This is a genomic window from Leptothrix discophora (assembly GCF_030705305.1).
Taxonomy (GTDB): domain Bacteria; phylum Pseudomonadota; class Gammaproteobacteria; order Burkholderiales; family Burkholderiaceae_C; genus Sphaerotilus; species Sphaerotilus discophorus.
This window is the reverse complement of sequence record NZ_JAUZEE010000010.1, coordinates 111,549-128,584: the sequence shown is the minus strand read 5'-3', so window position 1 is coordinate 128,584 and position 17,036 is coordinate 111,549. Positions and strand designations below refer to the sequence as shown.

The 17,036-nt window shown below is 69.8% G+C and carries 14 protein-coding genes; 11 read left to right on the top strand and 3 right to left on the bottom strand.

Annotation, left to right across the window (positions count from 1 at the left end; all coding sequences use genetic code 11):
• Positions 1-17 precede the first annotated feature (17 nt).
• On the top strand, positions 18-1,052 hold the full coding sequence (gene secF, locus Q8X39_RS16975; protein WP_305750870.1) for a protein translocase subunit SecF: 1,035 nt from the start codon (positions 18-20) through the stop codon (positions 1,050-1,052).
• Positions 1,053-1,104: 52 nt separating this feature from the next.
• The gene (locus tag Q8X39_RS16970; protein ID WP_305750869.1) at positions 1,105-3,678 is read left to right on the top strand and encodes a DUF1631 family protein; all 2,574 of its coding nucleotides are present in this window, start codon (positions 1,105-1,107) and stop codon (positions 3,676-3,678) included.
• A gap of 90 nt (positions 3,679-3,768) precedes the next feature.
• Here the strand turns inward: Q8X39_RS16970 and Q8X39_RS16965 are convergent, their stop codons facing one another.
• The 3 genes from Q8X39_RS16965 to Q8X39_RS16955 all read right to left on the bottom strand — a co-directional run bounded on the left by Q8X39_RS16965 (position 3,769) and on the right by Q8X39_RS16955 (position 6,711).
• A complete protein-coding gene (locus tag Q8X39_RS16965) occupies positions 3,769-4,221 on the bottom strand; it encodes a Smg family protein (RefSeq protein ID WP_305750868.1) in 453 nt (150 codons plus the stop codon).
• Positions 4,222-4,296: 75 nt separating this feature from the next.
• Positions 4,297-5,481 (bottom strand): DNA-processing protein DprA, encoded by a 1,185-nt coding sequence (gene dprA, locus Q8X39_RS16960; RefSeq protein ID WP_305750867.1) that lies wholly within the window; start codon positions 5,479-5,481, stop codon positions 4,297-4,299.
• A gap of 39 nt (positions 5,482-5,520) precedes the next feature.
• Entirely contained in the window at positions 5,521-6,711 is a 1,191-nt protein-coding gene (locus tag Q8X39_RS16955) for a LysM peptidoglycan-binding domain-containing protein (RefSeq protein WP_305750866.1), read from the bottom strand.
• Positions 6,712-6,960: 249 nt separating this feature from the next.
• Between Q8X39_RS16955 and def the strand changes: the two genes are divergently transcribed.
• The 9 genes from def (at position 6,961) to fba (ending at position 16,978) form a co-directional block, all read left to right on the top strand.
• A complete protein-coding gene (gene def, locus Q8X39_RS16950) occupies positions 6,961-7,476 on the top strand; it encodes a peptide deformylase (protein ID WP_305750865.1) in 516 nt (171 codons plus the stop codon).
• 32 nt (positions 7,477-7,508) lie between these two features.
• Positions 7,509-8,477, top strand: a complete 969-nt coding sequence (fmt, locus tag Q8X39_RS16945) for a methionyl-tRNA formyltransferase (protein WP_305750884.1) — start codon at positions 7,509-7,511, stop codon at positions 8,475-8,477.
• Positions 8,478-8,568: 91 nt separating this feature from the next.
• Complete coding sequence (locus Q8X39_RS20570) at positions 8,569-9,048, top strand: hypothetical protein (RefSeq protein WP_407068025.1); 480 nt, start codon at positions 8,569-8,571, stop codon at positions 9,046-9,048.
• A gap of 97 nt (positions 9,049-9,145) precedes the next feature.
• Positions 9,146-9,913 carry an AzlC family ABC transporter permease gene (locus tag Q8X39_RS16935; protein ID WP_305750864.1) on the top strand — a complete coding sequence of 256 codons (768 nt, stop codon included), beginning with the start codon at positions 9,146-9,148 and terminating at the stop codon, positions 9,911-9,913.
• A gap of 19 nt (positions 9,914-9,932) precedes the next feature.
• The gene (locus Q8X39_RS16930; protein ID WP_305750863.1) at positions 9,933-10,262 is read left to right on the top strand and encodes an AzlD domain-containing protein; all 330 of its coding nucleotides are present in this window, start codon (positions 9,933-9,935) and stop codon (positions 10,260-10,262) included.
• A gap of 93 nt (positions 10,263-10,355) precedes the next feature.
• The gene (locus tag Q8X39_RS16925) at positions 10,356-11,549 is read left to right on the top strand and encodes a phosphoglycerate kinase (protein ID WP_305750862.1); all 1,194 of its coding nucleotides are present in this window, start codon (positions 10,356-10,358) and stop codon (positions 11,547-11,549) included.
• Positions 11,550-11,754: 205 nt separating this feature from the next.
• Positions 11,755-14,049, top strand: coding sequence for an NADP-dependent malic enzyme (locus Q8X39_RS16920; RefSeq protein ID WP_305750861.1), 2,295 nt, complete (start codon positions 11,755-11,757; stop codon positions 14,047-14,049).
• Between the two features lie 155 nt (positions 14,050-14,204).
• Positions 14,205-15,635, top strand: a complete 1,431-nt coding sequence (pyk, locus tag Q8X39_RS16915; RefSeq protein WP_305750860.1) for a pyruvate kinase — start codon at positions 14,205-14,207, stop codon at positions 15,633-15,635.
• 278 nt (positions 15,636-15,913) lie between these two features.
• Positions 15,914-16,978, top strand: a complete 1,065-nt coding sequence (gene fba, locus Q8X39_RS16910; protein WP_305750859.1) for a class II fructose-bisphosphate aldolase — start codon at positions 15,914-15,916, stop codon at positions 16,976-16,978.
• Positions 16,979-17,036: the final 58 nt, after the last annotated feature.

Genomic DNA, 17,036 nt, shown 5'->3' with positions numbered 1-17,036 from the left:
CGCACGCAGGAGCATCCATGGAATTCTTCCGTTTCCGCCGCGACATCCCGTTCATGCGGCATGCGCTGGTCTTCAACGTCATCTCCTTCCTGACCTTCGCCGCGGCGGTGTTCTTCCTGGTCACCCGCGGCCTGCACCTGTCGATCGAGTTCACCGGCGGCACGGTCATCGAGACCGAATACGCGCAGAGCGCCGACATCGCCAAGGTCCGCTCGACGGTCGAGGCGATGAACCTGGGCGAGGTCCAGGTGCAGAAGTTCGGCACCTCGCGCGACGTGCTGATCCGCCTGCCGCTGCGCGAAGGCGTCAAGCAGAACGAGCTGGTCGGCAAGGTCTTCGTCGCGCTCTGCGCGGCCGAGCAGGGCAGCGTGTCGTCCCGCCAGGTCACGACCGAGAAGGGCGAGCAGATCAGCCGCGACGTCTGCGAGGCGGCCGGTGTCGAGCCGGTCAAGCTCTCGCGCAGCGAGTTCGTCGGCCCTCAGGTCGGCAAGGAACTGGCGCAGGACGGTGCCAAGGCGCTGGGCTTCGTGATCGTCGGGATCATGCTGTACCTGGCGCTGCGCTTTGAATGGAAGTTCGCGGTCGCGGCCATCATCGCCAACCTGCACGACGTCATCATCATTCTTGGCTTCTTCGCCTACTTCCAGTGGGAGTTCTCGTTGTCGGTGCTGGCGGCGGTGCTGGCGGTGCTGGGCTACTCGGTCAACGAGTCGGTGGTGATCTTCGACCGGATCCGCGAGGCCTTCCGCAAGTACCGCAAGATGAGCACCACCGAGGTGATCAACCACGCGATCACCAGCACGATGAGCCGCACCATCATCACGCACGGCTCGACCCAGATGATGGTGCTGTCGATGCTGGTCTTCGGCGGCCCGACCCTGTACTACTTCGCGCTGGCCCTGACGATCGGCATCTGCTTCGGCATCTACTCGTCGGTCTTCGTCGCGGCGGCCATCGCGATGTGGCTGGGCGTCAAGCGCGAGGACCTGGTCTCGCCCGGCACGCGCAAGGATCACGATCCGAACGACCCGAATGCGGGTGCCGTGGTCTGATGCTGGTGTAGAGTTCCTTTAACCCAACCAGCTGAGCGCGTTGACCTGATCCATGGCGTCCGCCATCCATTCACCGGCCCTCGCCTCGCAAGCCCGACGGTTCTATTTCGAACTGCTCATGCGCGAGTTGCCGCGTGTCATCAAGGCGGTGCACCAGGCCTCGCGCGAGCAGATGAGCCAGAGCGGCTCACCCGAGCTGATGTCGCGCCGGCGTGACCTCGTGCTGGACATGCCCCGGCTGGCGCCGCGCTGGCACCAGTCGATGGTTCAGCAGCTGCGCAACGCGGTGACGCCGCCGCCGCCGGGCACGCCCCGGTCGATGACGACCCACAACGCGACCAAGGCGAGCGAGCTGGCGCTGGTTGACGACGACACCATCGAGCTGGAGATCGTCGCCTCGCGCATGGCGTTGGCGATCATGGACAAGGTGTCGTGGGAATTCTCGGACCTGCGCTACCGCATGTCCGCGCTGGAGCGCCGCGAGGAGATGGATCCCGGCGACATCCTGCGGCCGAACGTCGTCGCCCGTGCGGCCATCGACGGCTGGCGTGCCGCCGGCCTGACGCTCGACAACTGGCGCACCGCGCAGTCCCAGCTGCACGACGAGTTCGGCGGCCTGGTCCACGAGGGCTACCACGAGACCAACCGCTGGCTGATCGGGCAGGGCGTCTGCACGGACGTCAACCTGCGCCCCTTCATCCGGCGCACCCGCGACGGCGGCACCTCGAGCCCCGGCGGCCACGCGCCAGGACAGGGACAAGGCCACACCACCGGCTCGGGCGCGCCGCTGTCGCCGCAGGTGCAGGCGCCGGCACCGACGCCGACGCCGGCCGCGCCGCCGCCGGGTGGCGCGCCCGGCCCGCGCTACCCGACGCCGACCGGCGTGGCCAAGGACAAGTTCCAGCCGACACCGGAAAACGCCCACCTGTTCGCGCCGACCGTGGTCGCCGGCCTGCCGCCGACCGGGCGCTTCCCCGGCGCGAATTCGACCAGCCCCGGCAACCTGTCGGCCGCTGGCGCGAGTTCCGGCCGTGGCGACGTGCATGAGGAAACCCGCCTGATGACCCGCTCGCCGGGCCTGGCGCGGACCTTCGAGCAGGCCGAGCTGGTGCTGGGCCGGCTGAACCAGTTCGTCGCGCGGCAGGTGCCCGAGTTCAACCGTTCGACGATCCAGCAGCCGCATCCGGCCTCGCCGGGCCTGCGGGCGGCGATCCACGATGCCCAAGTCGCCGTGCGCCAGCGCTTCGACGCCAGCCCGTCGATGGCCGGCGTGGCCGGCATGCCGCAGGTCAGCGGTCAGCCGCCGGTGCTTGGCGCGTCGCAGATGGTCAGCGCGCCGGCGCTGCTGCAGGAACTCCAGCAGCGCAAGCAGGCGCTCAAGCAGGCCGCGACCACGCCGGTCGAGCGCGCGACCATCGAGATCGTCGCGCTGATGTTCCAGAGCCTGCTGACCGAGGAGCGCATCCCGACGGCGATCCGCGTCTGGTTTGCTCGGCTGCAGATGCCGGTGCTGCGCGTGGCCGTGGCCGAGCCCGACTTCTTCGCCACCATCGACCATCCCGCGCGCAAGCTGATCGACCGCATGGGTGCCTGCGTGATGGGCTTCGAGGTCGGCAGCGCCGGCGTCAGCGACGAGCTGGAGAAGGAGATCAAGCGCGTCGTGCAGGTCGTCGAGGCCTACCCGGACACCGGGCGGCGGGTCTTCCAGACCGTGCTGACCGAGTTCGAGCGCTTCCTCGAGAACTACTTCAAGACCACCCACGCGGCGGCCAGCAAGGGCGTCAGCCTGGCCCAGCAGATCGAGCAGCGCGAGACGCTGGCGATCCAGTACACGATCGAGCTGCGCAAGATGCTCAACGAGGTGCCGGTGCACGACGGCGTGCGCGAGTTCCTCTTCCACGTCTGGGCCGACGTGCTGGCGACCACTGGCGTCAAGGCCGGGCAGGGCAGCGACGCGACCAAGCAGATGCAGCGCGCCGCCGCCGACCTGATCTGGCTGGCCAGCGCCAAGGTCTCGCGCGAGGAGCGCTCCGAGGCGATCCGACGCCTGCCGCCGCTGCTCAAGAAGCTGCGCGAGGGCATGGCGTCCGCCGGTGTCCCGCAGGCCAAGCAGGACGAATACATCCAGGCCCTCAACAACTCCCTGGCGGCAGCCTTCTCGGCCCGCACCGCGACCATCCCGTCCGAGCGGCTGGACGAGCTGATGATGCAGATGGAGACGCTCGAGGAACTGCTCCCCGACGCCGACAACATCGAGATCGACGAGTCGATGGTGCGCGACCTGTCCGGCCAGGACGAGGGCGATCTCGAGGTCGTCGCCGAGGGCGGCTCGATGCCGACGCCGGCGATGCTGGCGTGGACCGCCGAACTGCAGGTCGGCGCCTGGTTCAAGCTCGACTACCGCGACCGCGTCGACCCGGTCCAGCTGGCCTGGCAGGGCCTGCGCAAGCAGCTGGCGATGTTCGTCACGCCGACCGGGCGCGGCATCATGTTCCAGAAGCACCGACTGGCGGCCTTCCTGCAGGCCGGCCTGCTGGTGCCGGTCGAGGAGGAATCGCTGACCGTGCGCGCCACGCGCAGCGCCCTGGCCAAGCTGGACGCCGATCCGAACCGCCTGCTGCAGTGACGCGGCGGGCAGCGCTTGCCACATGATGGATGGCAGAAACGACGACGGGGCCCGAGGGCCCCGTTGTTCATGGCGCGTCAGGCGCTCCGGTCAGTGGATCAGCCGGTCCTCGGCGTCGACGAACAGCTCATCGAGGATCAGCGCGTCGGGCTCCTCGCCCAGGCTCCAGAACACCATCAGCACGATGATCTTCAGGTCTTCCAGAGGGACCGGCCCGCCGTCCAGCGCCATCGCGCGGTCGACGACGATCTCGCGCATCGACGGCGGCAGCACGCCGGCCGATTCGAGGAAGCTCAGGAAGGAGATCGACGCGGTGCCGAGGTGGTCCTGCTCGTTGGGCAGGTAGACACGCACCGACAGGTCATGCTGGTTGGCGACGTAGGACTCGGCGACGCTGGCCAGGCCATCCAGCCAAGTCAGCGCGTCGGCGATCTCCTCGCTCTCGAAACCCACCGCGGTCAGCTTCTTCGACAGCTGCTCGTGGTCCGGGCAAGCGTCCGGACGCCAGTAGTTTTCGTAGAGGTACACGAGCACGTCGAACATGGATTGACTATACCCCAGCGACCCTGGCGGACCCATCGCGCCACCCGTGTGCGGGATCACGCTGAACCGGTTTGCTCAGGCGCTGGCGCGACGCTGGAAAACCCCGCCCGGAAGTCGCAGGACGTCCCCCGAGAGTTCCAGTTCCAGCAGCCGGACCGACAGCAGCGACGCGCTCCAGCCGGTTCGGGCCTGCAGCACGTCCAACGTGGCCGGACTCCAGCCCAGCGCGGCCAGCAGGGGATCCTCCGACATCGCATCACCGTCCTGCGGCGTCGATTCGTCTGGGGCGTCGACGGCGGTGGGGTCGTCGCCCGACGCGGCACCGGACCTGCCGGCGGGCGCTGCCAGATGAAGTTCTTCCAGCACGTCCTGCAGGCTTTCGACCAGCTTGGCGCCTTGCCGGATCAGCGCATGGCAGCCGCGCGACTGGGGGTTGTGGACCGAGCCGGGAATGGCGAACACCTCCCGCCCGGCTTCCACCGCCAGGCGTGCGGTCAGCAGCGAGCCCGAGCGCACGGCAGCCTCGACCACCAGCGTGCCCATCGCCAGCGTCGCGATCAGGCGGTTGCGCTGCGGGAAGTGTTGCGGCAACGGCGCGGTGCCGAGCGGCATCTCGCTGAGCAGCAGGCCGGCCTGCGCGATGCGCCGCGCCAGGTCCAGGTGCGAACGCGGGTAGATCCGGTCCAGCCCGCTGCCCAGGATCGCGATCGTGCGACCCGGGCTGCGCAAGCCGCCTTCGTGCGCCGCGCCGTCGATCCCGATGGCCAGACCGGAGACGACGGTCAGGCCGGCCTGGCCGGCGGCGGCGGCGAAGTCGTGCGCATGGGTCAACCCGTCGGGCGTGGGATGGCGGGTGCCCACGATGGCCAGCGCCGGGCGCTGCAGCAGCGACAGGTCGCCCTCGGCATGGATCAGCAGCGGCGGGTCGGCGCTGTCCAGCCAGCCGCGTGGGTAGAAGGCCGGCTGATCGAGCGTCAGCAGGTGACGGTGCGGTGCGGCGTGCAGCCAGTCCCAGGTCGAGGCGACCCGTGCCTCGTGGCCGTCCGGGCTCGACTGCAGCGCGCGGGCCGCCGCCGGCCCGACGATGACGGCGAGCGCCTCGACCCTGGCTTCACGGACGGCCGCCGGGCTGCCGAAGGTCGCCAGCAGGCGCCGGGCAGCCGTGCGGCCGATGCCGGGCGTGCCGAGCAGGTGCAGCCAGTCGGCCACTTCGTCGTGGCTCGGCCGTGCCGGCTTGGGTAAGTCGCAGGTTTGGGTCATGGCGCGGTGTCCGGTGTTTGCCGACCGCGCCATCGCGCGTCAGGGCTGGGAAATGCGGTCGCCTCGGCGCACCGGCGTCTCGGACGCCAGGATCAGGCCGTAGGAAACCCGCTCGAAGACGCGGAAAACGTAGAGGTGGCCGTTGCGCTCGTCGGGCAGGCGCACCGAGGTTCGGGTCGGATCCTCGCCGTCACGGACCACGCTGCCGGCGCGCCAGATGCCCAGCACATGGCCGGGCTCGACGCCGCCGCTGCGACCGCGGTTGATCGCGATGATCTGGTTCTGGCCGGCCTGCAGACCGTCGCCGTAGACCGACACCACCTGCGCATCGAGCGGCGCGTTCGGCGCGTGCGGCACGTGGCGGCCGTCGTCGCGCGGCTGCGGCGCGCTCAGGCGGTCGCCGACCGTGGCTTCCTGGCGCAGCGTCTTCAGGCTGACGGTCGCGGGGACGATCTCGGGCTTGCCGTCGTCGAGCGTGCGCTGCTCGCCGGGCTGGAGGTATTCGGCGGTGCCGACGTAGGCGGCCTCGTAGCCAAGCACCTCGCCGGTCTGCGGATCGGTCAGCGGTTGGGCGCGGCGAAAGACCTGCCAGTCGCGCCGTGGCGCCATCTCGCCGCGCACATAGGCGATGTCACCCCGGCCCAGCAGCACGCGGCCCTCGCGGCCGGCAACGATGCGCGGCGCGTCGGCCAGTTCGTTGGTGTCGAGCACCACGGCTTCTGTCAGGAAGGGCTGGATCAGGGTCAGGTTGATCGCGCCGATCGGGCCGCGGTCCATCGCCGTCTCGCGGGCCCGCGGCGACAGCTTCTGGGTGCCGCTGGCGTCGATCACGCGGCCGAGCTGCAACTGCGCCCGGCCACCGGACTTGACCAGCACCAGCATCTGACCGGGGTAGATCAGGTGCGGGTTGCGGATCGCCTCGAGGTTCATGCCCCACAGCTCGGGCCAGCGCCAGGGGCTGCGCAGGAAGAGGCTGGAGATGTCCCACAGGGTGTCGCCGCGCTTGATGGTGTAGCTGTCGGGGGCGTTGGGTGCCAGCTCGCTGAGCGGCACACCCGCCTGCGCGACCTGCCGCGCGGTGCCGCGCTGGGCGTCGGTGACGGGATAATTGGGCTCGGCCGCCTGGCCGGGGACGCTGCCCAGCAGCAGGGCCAGACCGGTCACTGCAGCGGCGAGGGAACCCGGCACCGGAGACCGGCCGCGGGAGACAGTTGCGTGACGCAGAAACATGGACCGCTGCTCCGTGGATGCTGATTCGGCAGTCTGCCAGCGGTGTAGGGGATGCGATGCCATCCTCTGCAGGCGGCTCGGCCTTGCGCGAAAATCTTCATTCAGTTTCATAAATTCTGCCTGTAAACCCTTGATGCTGCAACGAAAACGGGTCGTCGTCCGGTATCCGCCGGTGACCATCGGCCGGCCCCGCGTTGTGTGTCCTCAACAGCCCTGCGGCGACGCCTCGCGCCGCCGTTGCGAGTCCCCATGAGCCTGCTGCCCATCCTGCGCTATCCCGATGCGCGACTGCACAAGATCGCCAAGCCCGTGGCGGTGGTCGATGACCGCATCCGCCGCCTGGTCGACGACATGTTCGAGACCATGTACGCCTCGCGCGGCATCGGTCTGGCGGCCACCCAGGTCGACGTGCATGAGCGCGTCATCGTCATCGACGTCTCCGAGGACCGCTCCGATCCGCTGGTGCTGATCAACCCGAAGCTGGTCGCCGTCAGCGACGAGATGATGGTCGGCGACGAGGGTTGCCTGTCGGTGCCGACCATCTACGACAAGGTCGAGCGGCATGCCCGCGTGACCGTCGAGGCACTGGACCGCGACGGCAGGACCTGCCACGTCGAGGCCGAGGACCTGCTCGCGGTCTGCGTGCAGCACGAGATGGATCACCTGATGGGCAAGGTCTTCGTCGAGTACCTGTCGCCGCTCAAGCGCAACCGCATCCGCAGCAAGATGCTCAAGCGCTCGCGCGACGACGAGTCGGTGGCATGACGGTGGCGGCTGCCATGCCCGCCTTGCCCACCTTGCGCGTCGCCTACGCCGGCACGCCCGAGTTCGCCGCCGCTGCGCTGGCCTCGATCCTGGCCGCCGGCCATGTCGTCCCGCTGGTGCTGACCCAGCCTGACCGTCCCGCTGGCCGTGGCATGAAGCTGCAGGCCTCGCCGGTCAAGCAGCTGGCGCTGCAGCACGGCGTGCCGGTCGTCCAGCCGGTCAGCCTCAGGCTCGACGGCCGCCATCCGGCCGATGCCGCCGCCGCCCGCGAGGCCCTGCTGGCCGCTGCACCGGATGTGCTGGTGGTCGCCGCCTATGGCCTGATCCTGCCCGAGTGGGTGCTCACCTTGCCGCGCCTGGGCTGCCTGAACATCCATGCCTCGCTGCTGCCGCGCTGGCGCGGTGCCGCGCCGATCCACCGTGCGATCGAGGCCGGCGACGTCCGCACCGGCATCACGATCATGCAGATGGACATCGGCCTCGACACCGGGCCGATGCTGCACGTGGCCGAGACCCCGATCGGCGCCGACGACACCACCGCCACGCTGCACGACCGCCTCGCCGCGCAGGGCGCCGCGCTGGTGCTGCGTTCGCTCGACGATGCCGCGCACGGCCGGTTGCATCCGGTGGTCCAGCCGACCGAGGGCGTGACCTACGCCCACAAGATCGAGAAGGCCGAGGCCGCGATCGACTGGCGGCAGCCGGCGACGGTGATCGAGCGCCGTGTGCGTGCCTTCGACCCCTTTCCCGGCGCGACCTGCCGGGTACCGACCGATGGCGCCGCAGAGACCGTCAAGGTCTGGGCCGCCCGGCTGGCGACCGGCGACGTGCCGGCCGGCGCGCCGGGGCAGGTCGTCGCGGTCGATGCGGACGGCCCGTGCGTGGCCTGCGGCGACGGCGCGCTGTGGCTGACGCGGCTGCAGCGGCCGGGTGGCAAGCGGGTGTCGGGGCGTGAATTCCTGCAGGCCCGTCCGGTCCCGACCGGCCTGGTCCTGGGTTGAAGGCCGGGTCGATCGCTCGAAAAGCGGGGTCCGCCTCAAGCGCGGCCGGCGCCGGTCGATAGCAGGGGGGAGACTTCCTCCCGAGCCGACCATGCGCCGCATCCTCACCCTGATTTCCCTGCTCCTGGCCGCCGGCCTCATGGTCGGCTGCGACGCCCTCGGCATCGAGAGCGGCACGGCCGCCGCCGCCCGCAAGGAGGCAGACGGCATGGCCATCGGCAGCGCCTGCCGGCATGCGATGCGCGCCATCGAGGACTGCTACACGCTCAATCCGAAGGCGACCAAGGCGGCGGTCTACGCCGGCTGGCGCGAGATGGACGAGTACATGCGCGAGAACAAGATCGAGGGCATCGCCCCGGTCGTCCCGCGCAAGACCGCCAGGCCCGCGCCCGATCCGGCCTCCGCGCCCGAGGGTGGCGAGGGCGCGGCCCCGGCGGATGCGCATGCGAACCCGGCCGACAAGCCCGAAGGCAGCGCGCCGAAGAACAGCCACGGCGACGCCGGTCCGAACGCCGCACCGCCGGTACACACCGCGCGCGCCGCGACGCCGCGCCAGTCGACCACGCATTGATGCGGACCCGGCCAGCGCGACCGGCCCCGCGCGTTCCGTACCCGCGACGTACCGCTGCGCGTGGCTCCGACACGGGAGCCGATGTGACAATCGCCGGATGTCCCGACTGGCCTCCTGGCGCTCCGACCTGACCCACCTGCTGGCCGACCCCCAGTTCCGGCGCGGCATGCACGACCTGTTGCCGATGACGCCGGGCATCGCGGCCTGGGGCCTGGTCACCGGCGTGGCGATGATCAAGAGTGGGCTGGACATCCCGCTCGCGCTGCTGATGAGCCTGGTCGTGTTCGCCGGCTCGTCGCAGCTCGCCTCGCTGCCACTGCTGGCGGTCGGCGCGCCCATGTGGGTGGTCTGGCTGACGTCCTTCGTCGTCAACCTGCGATTCGTCATCTACAGCGCGCAGTGGCGCTGGTACTTCGGCGGCCTGAGCCGCGCGAAACGCCTGTCGATGGCCTATTTCGCCGCCGACCTCAACTACGTCGTCTTCCTGAAGGCCTGGCCCGAGCCGGAGCCCGACCCGCGCCAGGTGCCTTACTTCCTGGGTGGCATCTCCCTGATGTGGATCACCTGGCAGATCCCGTCGATCGCCGGCATCGTGCTGGCCGATTCGGTGCCGCCGGCCTGGGGCCTGGGCTTCGCTGGCACGCTGGCGCTGATCGGCCTGACCTGCACGCTGCTGGTCGACCGCGCCACCTGGGTCGCGGCGGCGGTGGCCGGGCTGGCGGCGCTGGCCGCCTTCGCCTTGCCGTACAAGCTGCACATCATCGTGGCGGTCGCCGCTGCCGTCGCCGCCGGGCTGATGATGGACGGCGATGGCGGCGCGGGCCGTCGCGTCGGCAAGGACGCCGCGCCCGACGCCGCCGCCTGACCACGGGAACGCCTGCCACATGGACGCCTGGACCACCGCCCTCACCATCCTCGGCATGGGGGTCGTCACCTTCGTCGCGCGCGGCCTGCTGCTGATGCCGCGCGAGGAACTCCCGCTGCCGGCCTGGAGCAAGCGGGCGCTGAAGTTCGCGCCGCTGGCCGCGCTGGTGGCGGTCGTCGTGCCCGAGGTGCTGCTGACGCAGGGTCAGCTGATCCGGACGCTGGCCGATGCCCGCGTGGTCGGCGCGGTGGCCGGCATCGCCTGGTTCGTCCTGCGGCGCGGCATGCTCGGCACCATCCTGGTCGGCATGGCCGTCTTCCTGCCGCTGCGCATCGGCCTGGGCTGGTGAGGCCCGGCCAGGTCCGATCGAATCCCGCATCCAGAACAAGCCCCCGGAATCCTGAACTTCCAACCTTCCCACTTCTGAAACGAGGCTAGACCCATGAAGATCAAGCGCCTTTACGACCTGATCGCCGCCGGCCAGCTGGCGGGCCAGCGCGTGTTCATCCGCGCCGACCTGAACGTGCCGCAGGACGATGCCGGCCGCATCACCGAGGACACCCGCATCCGCGCCTCGATCCCCTGCATCGAGATGGCCCTGAAGGCCGGCGCCGCGGTGATGGTGACCAGCCACCTGGGTCGCCCGACCGAGGGCGAGTTCAAGCCCGAGGACAGCCTCGCGCCGGTCGCTGCGCGCATGGGCGAGCTGATGGGCCGCGAGATCCCGGTCATCGCCAACTGGGTCGATGGCGTGCAGGTCGCGCCGGGCCAGCTGGTGATGCTGGAGAACTGCCGCCTCAACAAGGGCGAGAAGAAGAACAACGAGGCGCTGGCTCGCCAGATGGCCGCGCTGTGCGACGTCTTCGTGCACGACGCCTTCGGCACCGCGCACCGCGCCGAGGCCTCGACCTACGGCATCGCCCAGTACGCCAAGGTCGCCTGCGCCGGTCCGCTGCTGGCCGCCGAGATCGACGCCATCGGCCGCGCGCTGGCCCAGCCGAAGCGCCCCCTGGTGGCGATCGTCGCGGGCAGCAAGGTCAGCACCAAGCTGACCATCCTGCAGGCGCTGGCGAAGAACGTCGACGGCCTGATCGTTGGCGGTGGCATCGCCAACACCTTCATGCTGGCCGCCGGCCTGAAGATCGGCAAGAGCCTGGCCGAGCCCGACCTGCTGGGCGAGGCGCGTGCCGTGATCGAGGCGATGAAGGCGCGTGGCGCCGAGGTGCCGATCCCCGTCGACGTGGTCTGCGCCAAGCGCTTCGCCGCCGACGCCGAGGCGACGGTCAAGGCCGCCGACGCGGTCGAGGACGACGACCTGATCCTCGACATCGGTCCGAAGACCGCGCGGATCCTGGCCGACCAGCTGGCGGCGGCCGGCACCATCGTCTGGAACGGTCCGGTCGGCGTGTTCGAGTTCGACGCCTTCGCCGGCGGCACCGAGGCCATCGCGCAGGCCATCGCGACGAGCGACGCCTTCAGCATCGCCGGCGGCGGCGACACGCTGGCGGCCATCGCCAAGTACGGCATCGAGAAGGACGTCAGCTACATCTCGACCGGCGGCGGCGCGTTCCTGGAAGTGCTCGAGGGCAAGACCCTGCCGGCCTTCGAGATCCTCGGCAAGCGCGCCGAAAGCTGATCCCGCGACGGTCCGAGACGGCCGGCGCCCGCCGGTCCTGAACGGCCTTCCCGTAACCCATGCGACTTGTGCATGGCCCTTGCGGGAAGCTGACATGAACCCCGGAAACAGCCCTCCTGCGGGCGTTTCCGGGCATGCGATGTGTGTGCCTGCGCTGTAATCTTCGCGCCCCGCGAAGAACATCCGACCTCCGGAGACACACACCATGGCAGCCCTGACCCCCGCCGAACAAGCCCTGCGCGAAGCCGCGCTCGAATATCACCGCTCGCCCGTGCGCGGCAAGATTTCGGTGACGCCGCTGAAGCCGCTGATGAACCAGCGCGACCTGTCGCTGGCCTATTCGCCGGGTGTCGCCTACGCCTGCCTCGACATCCAGGCCGACCCAAGCAAGGCCGCCGAGTACACCTCGCGCGGCAACCTCGTCGGCGTGGTGACCAACGGCACCGCCGTGCTGGGCCTGGGCGACATCGGCCCGCTGGCCGGCAAGCCGGTGATGGAGGGCAAGGGCTGCCTGTTCAAGAAGTTCGCCGGCATCGACGTGTTCGACATCGAGCTGGCCGAGCGCGATCCGGACAAGCTCGTCGACATCATTGCCTCGCTGGAGCCGACGCTGGGCGGCATCAACCTCGAGGACATCAAGGCGCCGGAGTGCTTCTACATCGAGAAGAAGCTGCGCGAGCGCATGCAGATCCCGGTCTTCCACGACGACCAGCACGGCACCGCGATCATCTCCGGCGCGGCCCTGCTCAACGGACTGGAACTGGTCGGCAAGCGCATCGGCGAGGTCAGGCTGGTGGTCTCCGGCGCTGGCGCGGCGGCCATCGCCTGCCTGGACCTGATGGTCGGCCTGGGCGTGCGGATCGAGAACATCTTCGTCTGCGACTCCAAGGGCGTGATCCGAGCCGGCCGCGGCGACAAGCTCGACGAGTCCAAGCAGCGCTACTGCCAGTCCACCGAACTGAAGACGCTGGCCGAGGTCATCGCCGGAGCCGACGTCTTCCTGGGCTGCTCGGCCGCCGGCGTGCTGTCGCCGGAGATGGTCGCCACCATGGCCGACAAGCCCATCATCCTGGCGCTGGCCAATCCCGAGCCGGAGATCCGCCCCGAGCTGGCGCGCCAGGCCAAGCCCGACTGCATCGTCGCGACCGGACGTTCGGACTACCCGAACCAGGTCAACAACGTGCTGTGCTTCCCCTACATCTTCCGGGGTGCGCTGGACTGCGGCGCGACCCGCATCACCGAAGCGATGAAGCTCGCCTGCGTGCGCGAGATCGCCGCGCTGGCCAAGGAGGAGACCAGCGACGAGGTGGCCGCCGCCTACGCCGGCCAGGAACTGCAGTTCGGCCCCGAATACATCATCCCCAAGCCCTTCGACGCCCGCCTGATCCTGCGCATCGCGCCGGCCGTGGCGCGCGCGGCTGCCGAGTCCGGCGTGGCCACGCGGCCGATCGAGGACCTCGACGCCTACCGCGAGTCGCTGACCCGCTACGTCTACCAGACCGGCATGTTCATGCGCCCGGTCTTCGCCGCCGCCAAGCGCGCGCCCTCGCGCGTGGTCTACGCCGAGGGCGAGGACGAGCGCGTGCTGCGTGCGGTCCAGGCCGTGCTGGCCGAGGGCATGGCCAAGCCCATCCTGGTCGGCCGCCCCAACGTCATCCAGATGCGCATCGAGCGCGCCGGCCTGCGCCTGAAGGCCGGTACCGACTTCGAGGTGGTCGATCCGGAAGACGATCCGCGCTTCCGCGCCTGCTGGGAGGACTACCACCGCCTGATGGGCCGCGAGGGCGTCTCGCCCGAGGCGGCCAAGGCGGCGGTGCGGCGCTCGACCACGCTGATCTCGGCGCTGCTGCTGCGCCGCGGCGATGCCGACGCGATGCTGTGCGGCCTGCACGGCCGCTTCGACAGCCACTTCGAGCATGTCAAGGCGGTCATCGGCGCGCAGGCCGGCGTGCAGACCATGGCGACGATGAACGCGCTGATGCTGGAGGAGCACAACCTCTTCATCACCGACACCTTCATCAACGAGCAGCCGAGCGCCGAGGAACTGGCCGAGATCGCCCGCATGGCGGCCGAGGAAGTGCGCCGCTTCGGCGTGCCGCCCAAGGTGGCCTTCCTGTCGCACTCGATGTTCGGCTCGTCGAGCCGGCCGTCGGCGAAGCGGGTGCGTGCGGCCCGCGACCTGTTCGTGGCCCGCAACCCGCAGATCGAGTGCGATGGCGAGATGCACGGCGACGCCGCGCTGTCGGAGAAGCTGCGCCACAACATCCTGCCCGACAGCCGCCTGACTGGCGCGGCCAACCTGCTGGTGCTGCCCAACATCGACGCCGCGAACATCCTGTTCAACGTGCTGAAGATGACCTCGGGCAAGGGCGTCACGGTCGGCCCGATCCTGCTGGGCGCGGCCGCGCCGGTGCACATCCTGACGCCGTCGGCGTCGATGCGCCGCGTCGTCAACATGACCGCGCTGGCGGTGGCGGACGCGGCGGCCTCGCGCCGCTGAGCCCCTGTGCGGGCGGGACAACGGGGCCGGGCGTCGCTCGTAACCTCGTTGTTCCAGAGTCAGGCTGATAATCCGCCGCCACACCGCTGTGGCCCCCTTGCAGCCCGTCGCTGACGAGGCCCTGACGCGGTGAACGACCCCCAGGAGACCGCCCCATGCCCCGCCATACCAAGATCGTTGCAACCCTCGGCCCCGCCTCGTCGGACCCCGAGGTGCTGGAGCGGATGATCCGTGCCGGGGTCGATGTCGTGCGCCTGAACTTCAGCCACGGCAAGGCGCAGGACCACATCGACCGCGCGACGCTGGTGCGCGAGGCTGCCCGCCGCGTCGGCAAGCCGGTGGCCATCATGGCCGACCTGCAGGGCCCGAAGATCCGCGTCGGCAAGTTCGCCGAAGGCAAGGTGATGCTCGAACAGGGCCAGCCCTTCGTGCTGGACGCCGGCCGGGCCGAGCCCGGTGACCTCGGCGGCGTCGGCCTGGACTACAAGGAACTGCCGCGCGACGTGAAGCCCGGCGACACGCTGCTGCTCAACGACGGCCTGATCGTGCTGGTCGTCGACGCGGTGCGTGGCGAGCAGGTCCACACCGTCGTCAAGATCGGCGGCGAGCTGTCCAACAACAAGGGCATCAACAAGCAGGGCGGCGGCCTGACCGCGCCGGCCCTGACGGCCAAGGACATGGAGGACATCAAGACCGCGATGTCCTTCCAGTGCGAGTACCTCGCGGTGAGCTTCCCGAAGAACGCCACCGACATGGAGATGGCGCGCCAGCTGGCCAACGTGGCCGGCGAACCGTGGCGTCACAAGCCCGGCATGATCGCCAAGATCGAGCGCAGCGAGGCCATCCCCGTGCTCGACCAGATCCTCAAGGCCAGCGACGGCATCATGGTCGCCCGTGGTGACCTGGCCGTGGAAGTCGGCAACGCGGCGGTGCCCGCGCTGCAGAAACGCATGATCCGCATGGCCCGCGAGATGGACAAGGTCACCATCACCGCGACGCAGATGATGGAGTCGATGATCCAGAACCCGGTGCCCACCCGCGCCGAGGTCAGCGACGTCGCCAACGCCGTGCTGGACGGCACCGACGCGGTCATGCTGAGCGCCGAGACGGCCGCCGGCAAGTACCCGGTCGAGACCATCGAGCAGATGGCCGCCATCGCGCTGGCTGCCGAGCGTGCCGAGGACTTCCAGCTCGACGCCAACTTCACCAACAAGAAGTTCGCCCGCATCGACCAGTCGATCGCGATGGGCGCGCTGTTCACCGCGCACCACCTGGGCTGCAAGGCCATCCTGGCGCTGACCGAGTCCGGCTCGACCGCGCTGTGGATGAGCCGCTACCGCATCGACGTGCCGATCTACGGCCTGACGACCCAGGCCAAGTCCGAGCGCGCCATGGCGCTGTACCGCAACGTGCGCCCGATCCTGATGGGCAAGTTCGACGACCGCGACACCGCACTGGCCGCTGCCGAGCGCGTGCTGGTCGACCGTGGCGTGCTGCGCCCGGGCGACACCTACGCCATCACCTGCGGCGAGCCGATGGGCTATCCCGGCGGCACCAACATGCTCAAGGTCTGCCGGGTCGGTTGATCCGTCCGATCGGCGCCACGCGCCACGCCCTCAAGGCCGCCCACCCGGGCGGCCTTTTTCGTTGACGGCTGCGCACACGCCGGCCGAGGTGGGATGTTGGCGATGGGGACACGCTCGGGTTCGCGTGGACCGGACCCTAGAATCGTGCGAGTTACAACGCGGTTTCATTCTGCGGAGGCGGCGGCCGGAAGCGGGGTTCCCCCGGAGTCGGTGGCCCTGCCGCATCGATAAGGTGCCGCGTTGCCTGCCGGTTCCATCCACTCCCTGAGGTTCCCACCATGCCACTCGTCTCGATGCGCCAGCTGCTCGACCATGCCGCCGAAAACGGCTATGGCATCCCGGCGTTCAACGTCAACAACCTCGAACAGGTCCAGGCCGTCATGGCCGCGGCCGACGAGGTCGGCGCCCCGGTCATCCTGCAGGCCAGCGCCGGCGCCCGCAAGTACGCTGGCGAGAGCTTCATCAAGCACCTGATCCAGGCGGCGGTCGAGGCCTATCCGCACATCCCGCTGGTCATGCACCAGGACCACGGCACCAGCCCGAAGATCTGCGAGGGCGCGATCAACCTGGGCTTCGGCTCGGTGATGATGGACGGCTCGCTGCGCGAGGACGGCAAGACCCCGGCGGACTTCGCCTACAACGTCGAGGTGACCCGCAAGGTCGTCGACATGGCCCACCAGGTCGGCGTGACGGTCGAAGGCGAACTTGGCTGCCTGGGCTCGCTGGAGACGGGTGAAGCGGGAGAGGAAGACGGCGTCGGCGCGGTCGGCAGGCTCGACCACAGCGCGCTGCTGACCGATCCCGAAGAGGCTGCCCAGTTCGTCAAGGCGACCCAGCTCGATGCGCTGGCCATCGCGATCGGCACCAGCCACGGCGCCTACAAGTTCAGCCGCAAGCCCACCGGCGACATCCTGGCGATCAGCCGCGTCAAGGAGATCCATGCCCGCATCCCCAACACCCACCTGGTGATGCACGGTTCGTCCTCGGTGCCGCAGGAGCTGCTGGCCATCATCAACCAGTACGGCGGCCAGATGAAGGAGACCTATGGCGTGCCGGTCGAGGAGATCCAGGAGGCCATCAAGTTCGGCGTGCGCAAGATCAACATCGACACCGACATCCGCCTGGCGATGACCGGCGCGGTGCGCAAGTTCATGGCCGAGCACCCTGACAAGTTCGATGCCCGCGAGTGGCTCAAGCCGGCCCGCGAGGCCGCCCGGCTGGTCTGCAAGCAGCGCTACATGGAGTTCGGCTGCGAAGGCCAGGCCGGCAAGATCAAGGCGATCGCGCTGGACGAGGTCGCCCGCCAGTACGCCGCCGGCGCGCTCGCGCAGCAGGTGCGCTGAACGGCGGTCGGGCCCCGGCGCATCGCCGCTTGGGCCCCTCGTATTCCCGTCCGTCCGA

Excerpts from the sequence above, each read along its gene's own strand:
- secF (WP_305750870.1), top strand. The coding sequence starts at position 18 with ATGGAATTCTTCCGTTTCCGCCGCGACATCCCGTTCATGCGGCATGCG.
- Q8X39_RS16970 (WP_305750869.1), top strand. The coding sequence starts at position 1,105 with ATGGCGTCCGCCATCCATTCACCGGCCCTCGCCTCGCAAGCCCGACGG.
- Q8X39_RS16965 (WP_305750868.1), bottom strand. The coding sequence starts at position 4,221 with ATGTTCGACGTGCTCGTGTACCTCTACGAAAACTACTGGCGTCCGGAC.
- dprA (WP_305750867.1), bottom strand. The coding sequence starts at position 5,481 with ATGACCCAAACCTGCGACTTACCCAAGCCGGCACGGCCGAGCCACGAC.
- Q8X39_RS16955 (WP_305750866.1), bottom strand. The coding sequence starts at position 6,711 with ATGTTTCTGCGTCACGCAACTGTCTCCCGCGGCCGGTCTCCGGTGCCG.
- def (WP_305750865.1), top strand. The coding sequence starts at position 6,961 with ATGAGCCTGCTGCCCATCCTGCGCTATCCCGATGCGCGACTGCACAAG.
- Q8X39_RS20570 (WP_407068025.1), top strand. The coding sequence starts at position 8,569 with ATGCGCCGCATCCTCACCCTGATTTCCCTGCTCCTGGCCGCCGGCCTC.
- Q8X39_RS16935 (WP_305750864.1), top strand. The coding sequence starts at position 9,146 with ATGTCCCGACTGGCCTCCTGGCGCTCCGACCTGACCCACCTGCTGGCC.
- Q8X39_RS16930 (WP_305750863.1), top strand. The coding sequence starts at position 9,933 with ATGGACGCCTGGACCACCGCCCTCACCATCCTCGGCATGGGGGTCGTC.
- Q8X39_RS16925 (WP_305750862.1), top strand. The coding sequence starts at position 10,356 with ATGAAGATCAAGCGCCTTTACGACCTGATCGCCGCCGGCCAGCTGGCG.
- Q8X39_RS16920 (WP_305750861.1), top strand. The coding sequence starts at position 11,755 with ATGGCAGCCCTGACCCCCGCCGAACAAGCCCTGCGCGAAGCCGCGCTC.
- pyk (WP_305750860.1), top strand. The coding sequence starts at position 14,205 with ATGCCCCGCCATACCAAGATCGTTGCAACCCTCGGCCCCGCCTCGTCG.
- fba (WP_305750859.1), top strand. The coding sequence starts at position 15,914 with ATGCCACTCGTCTCGATGCGCCAGCTGCTCGACCATGCCGCCGAAAAC.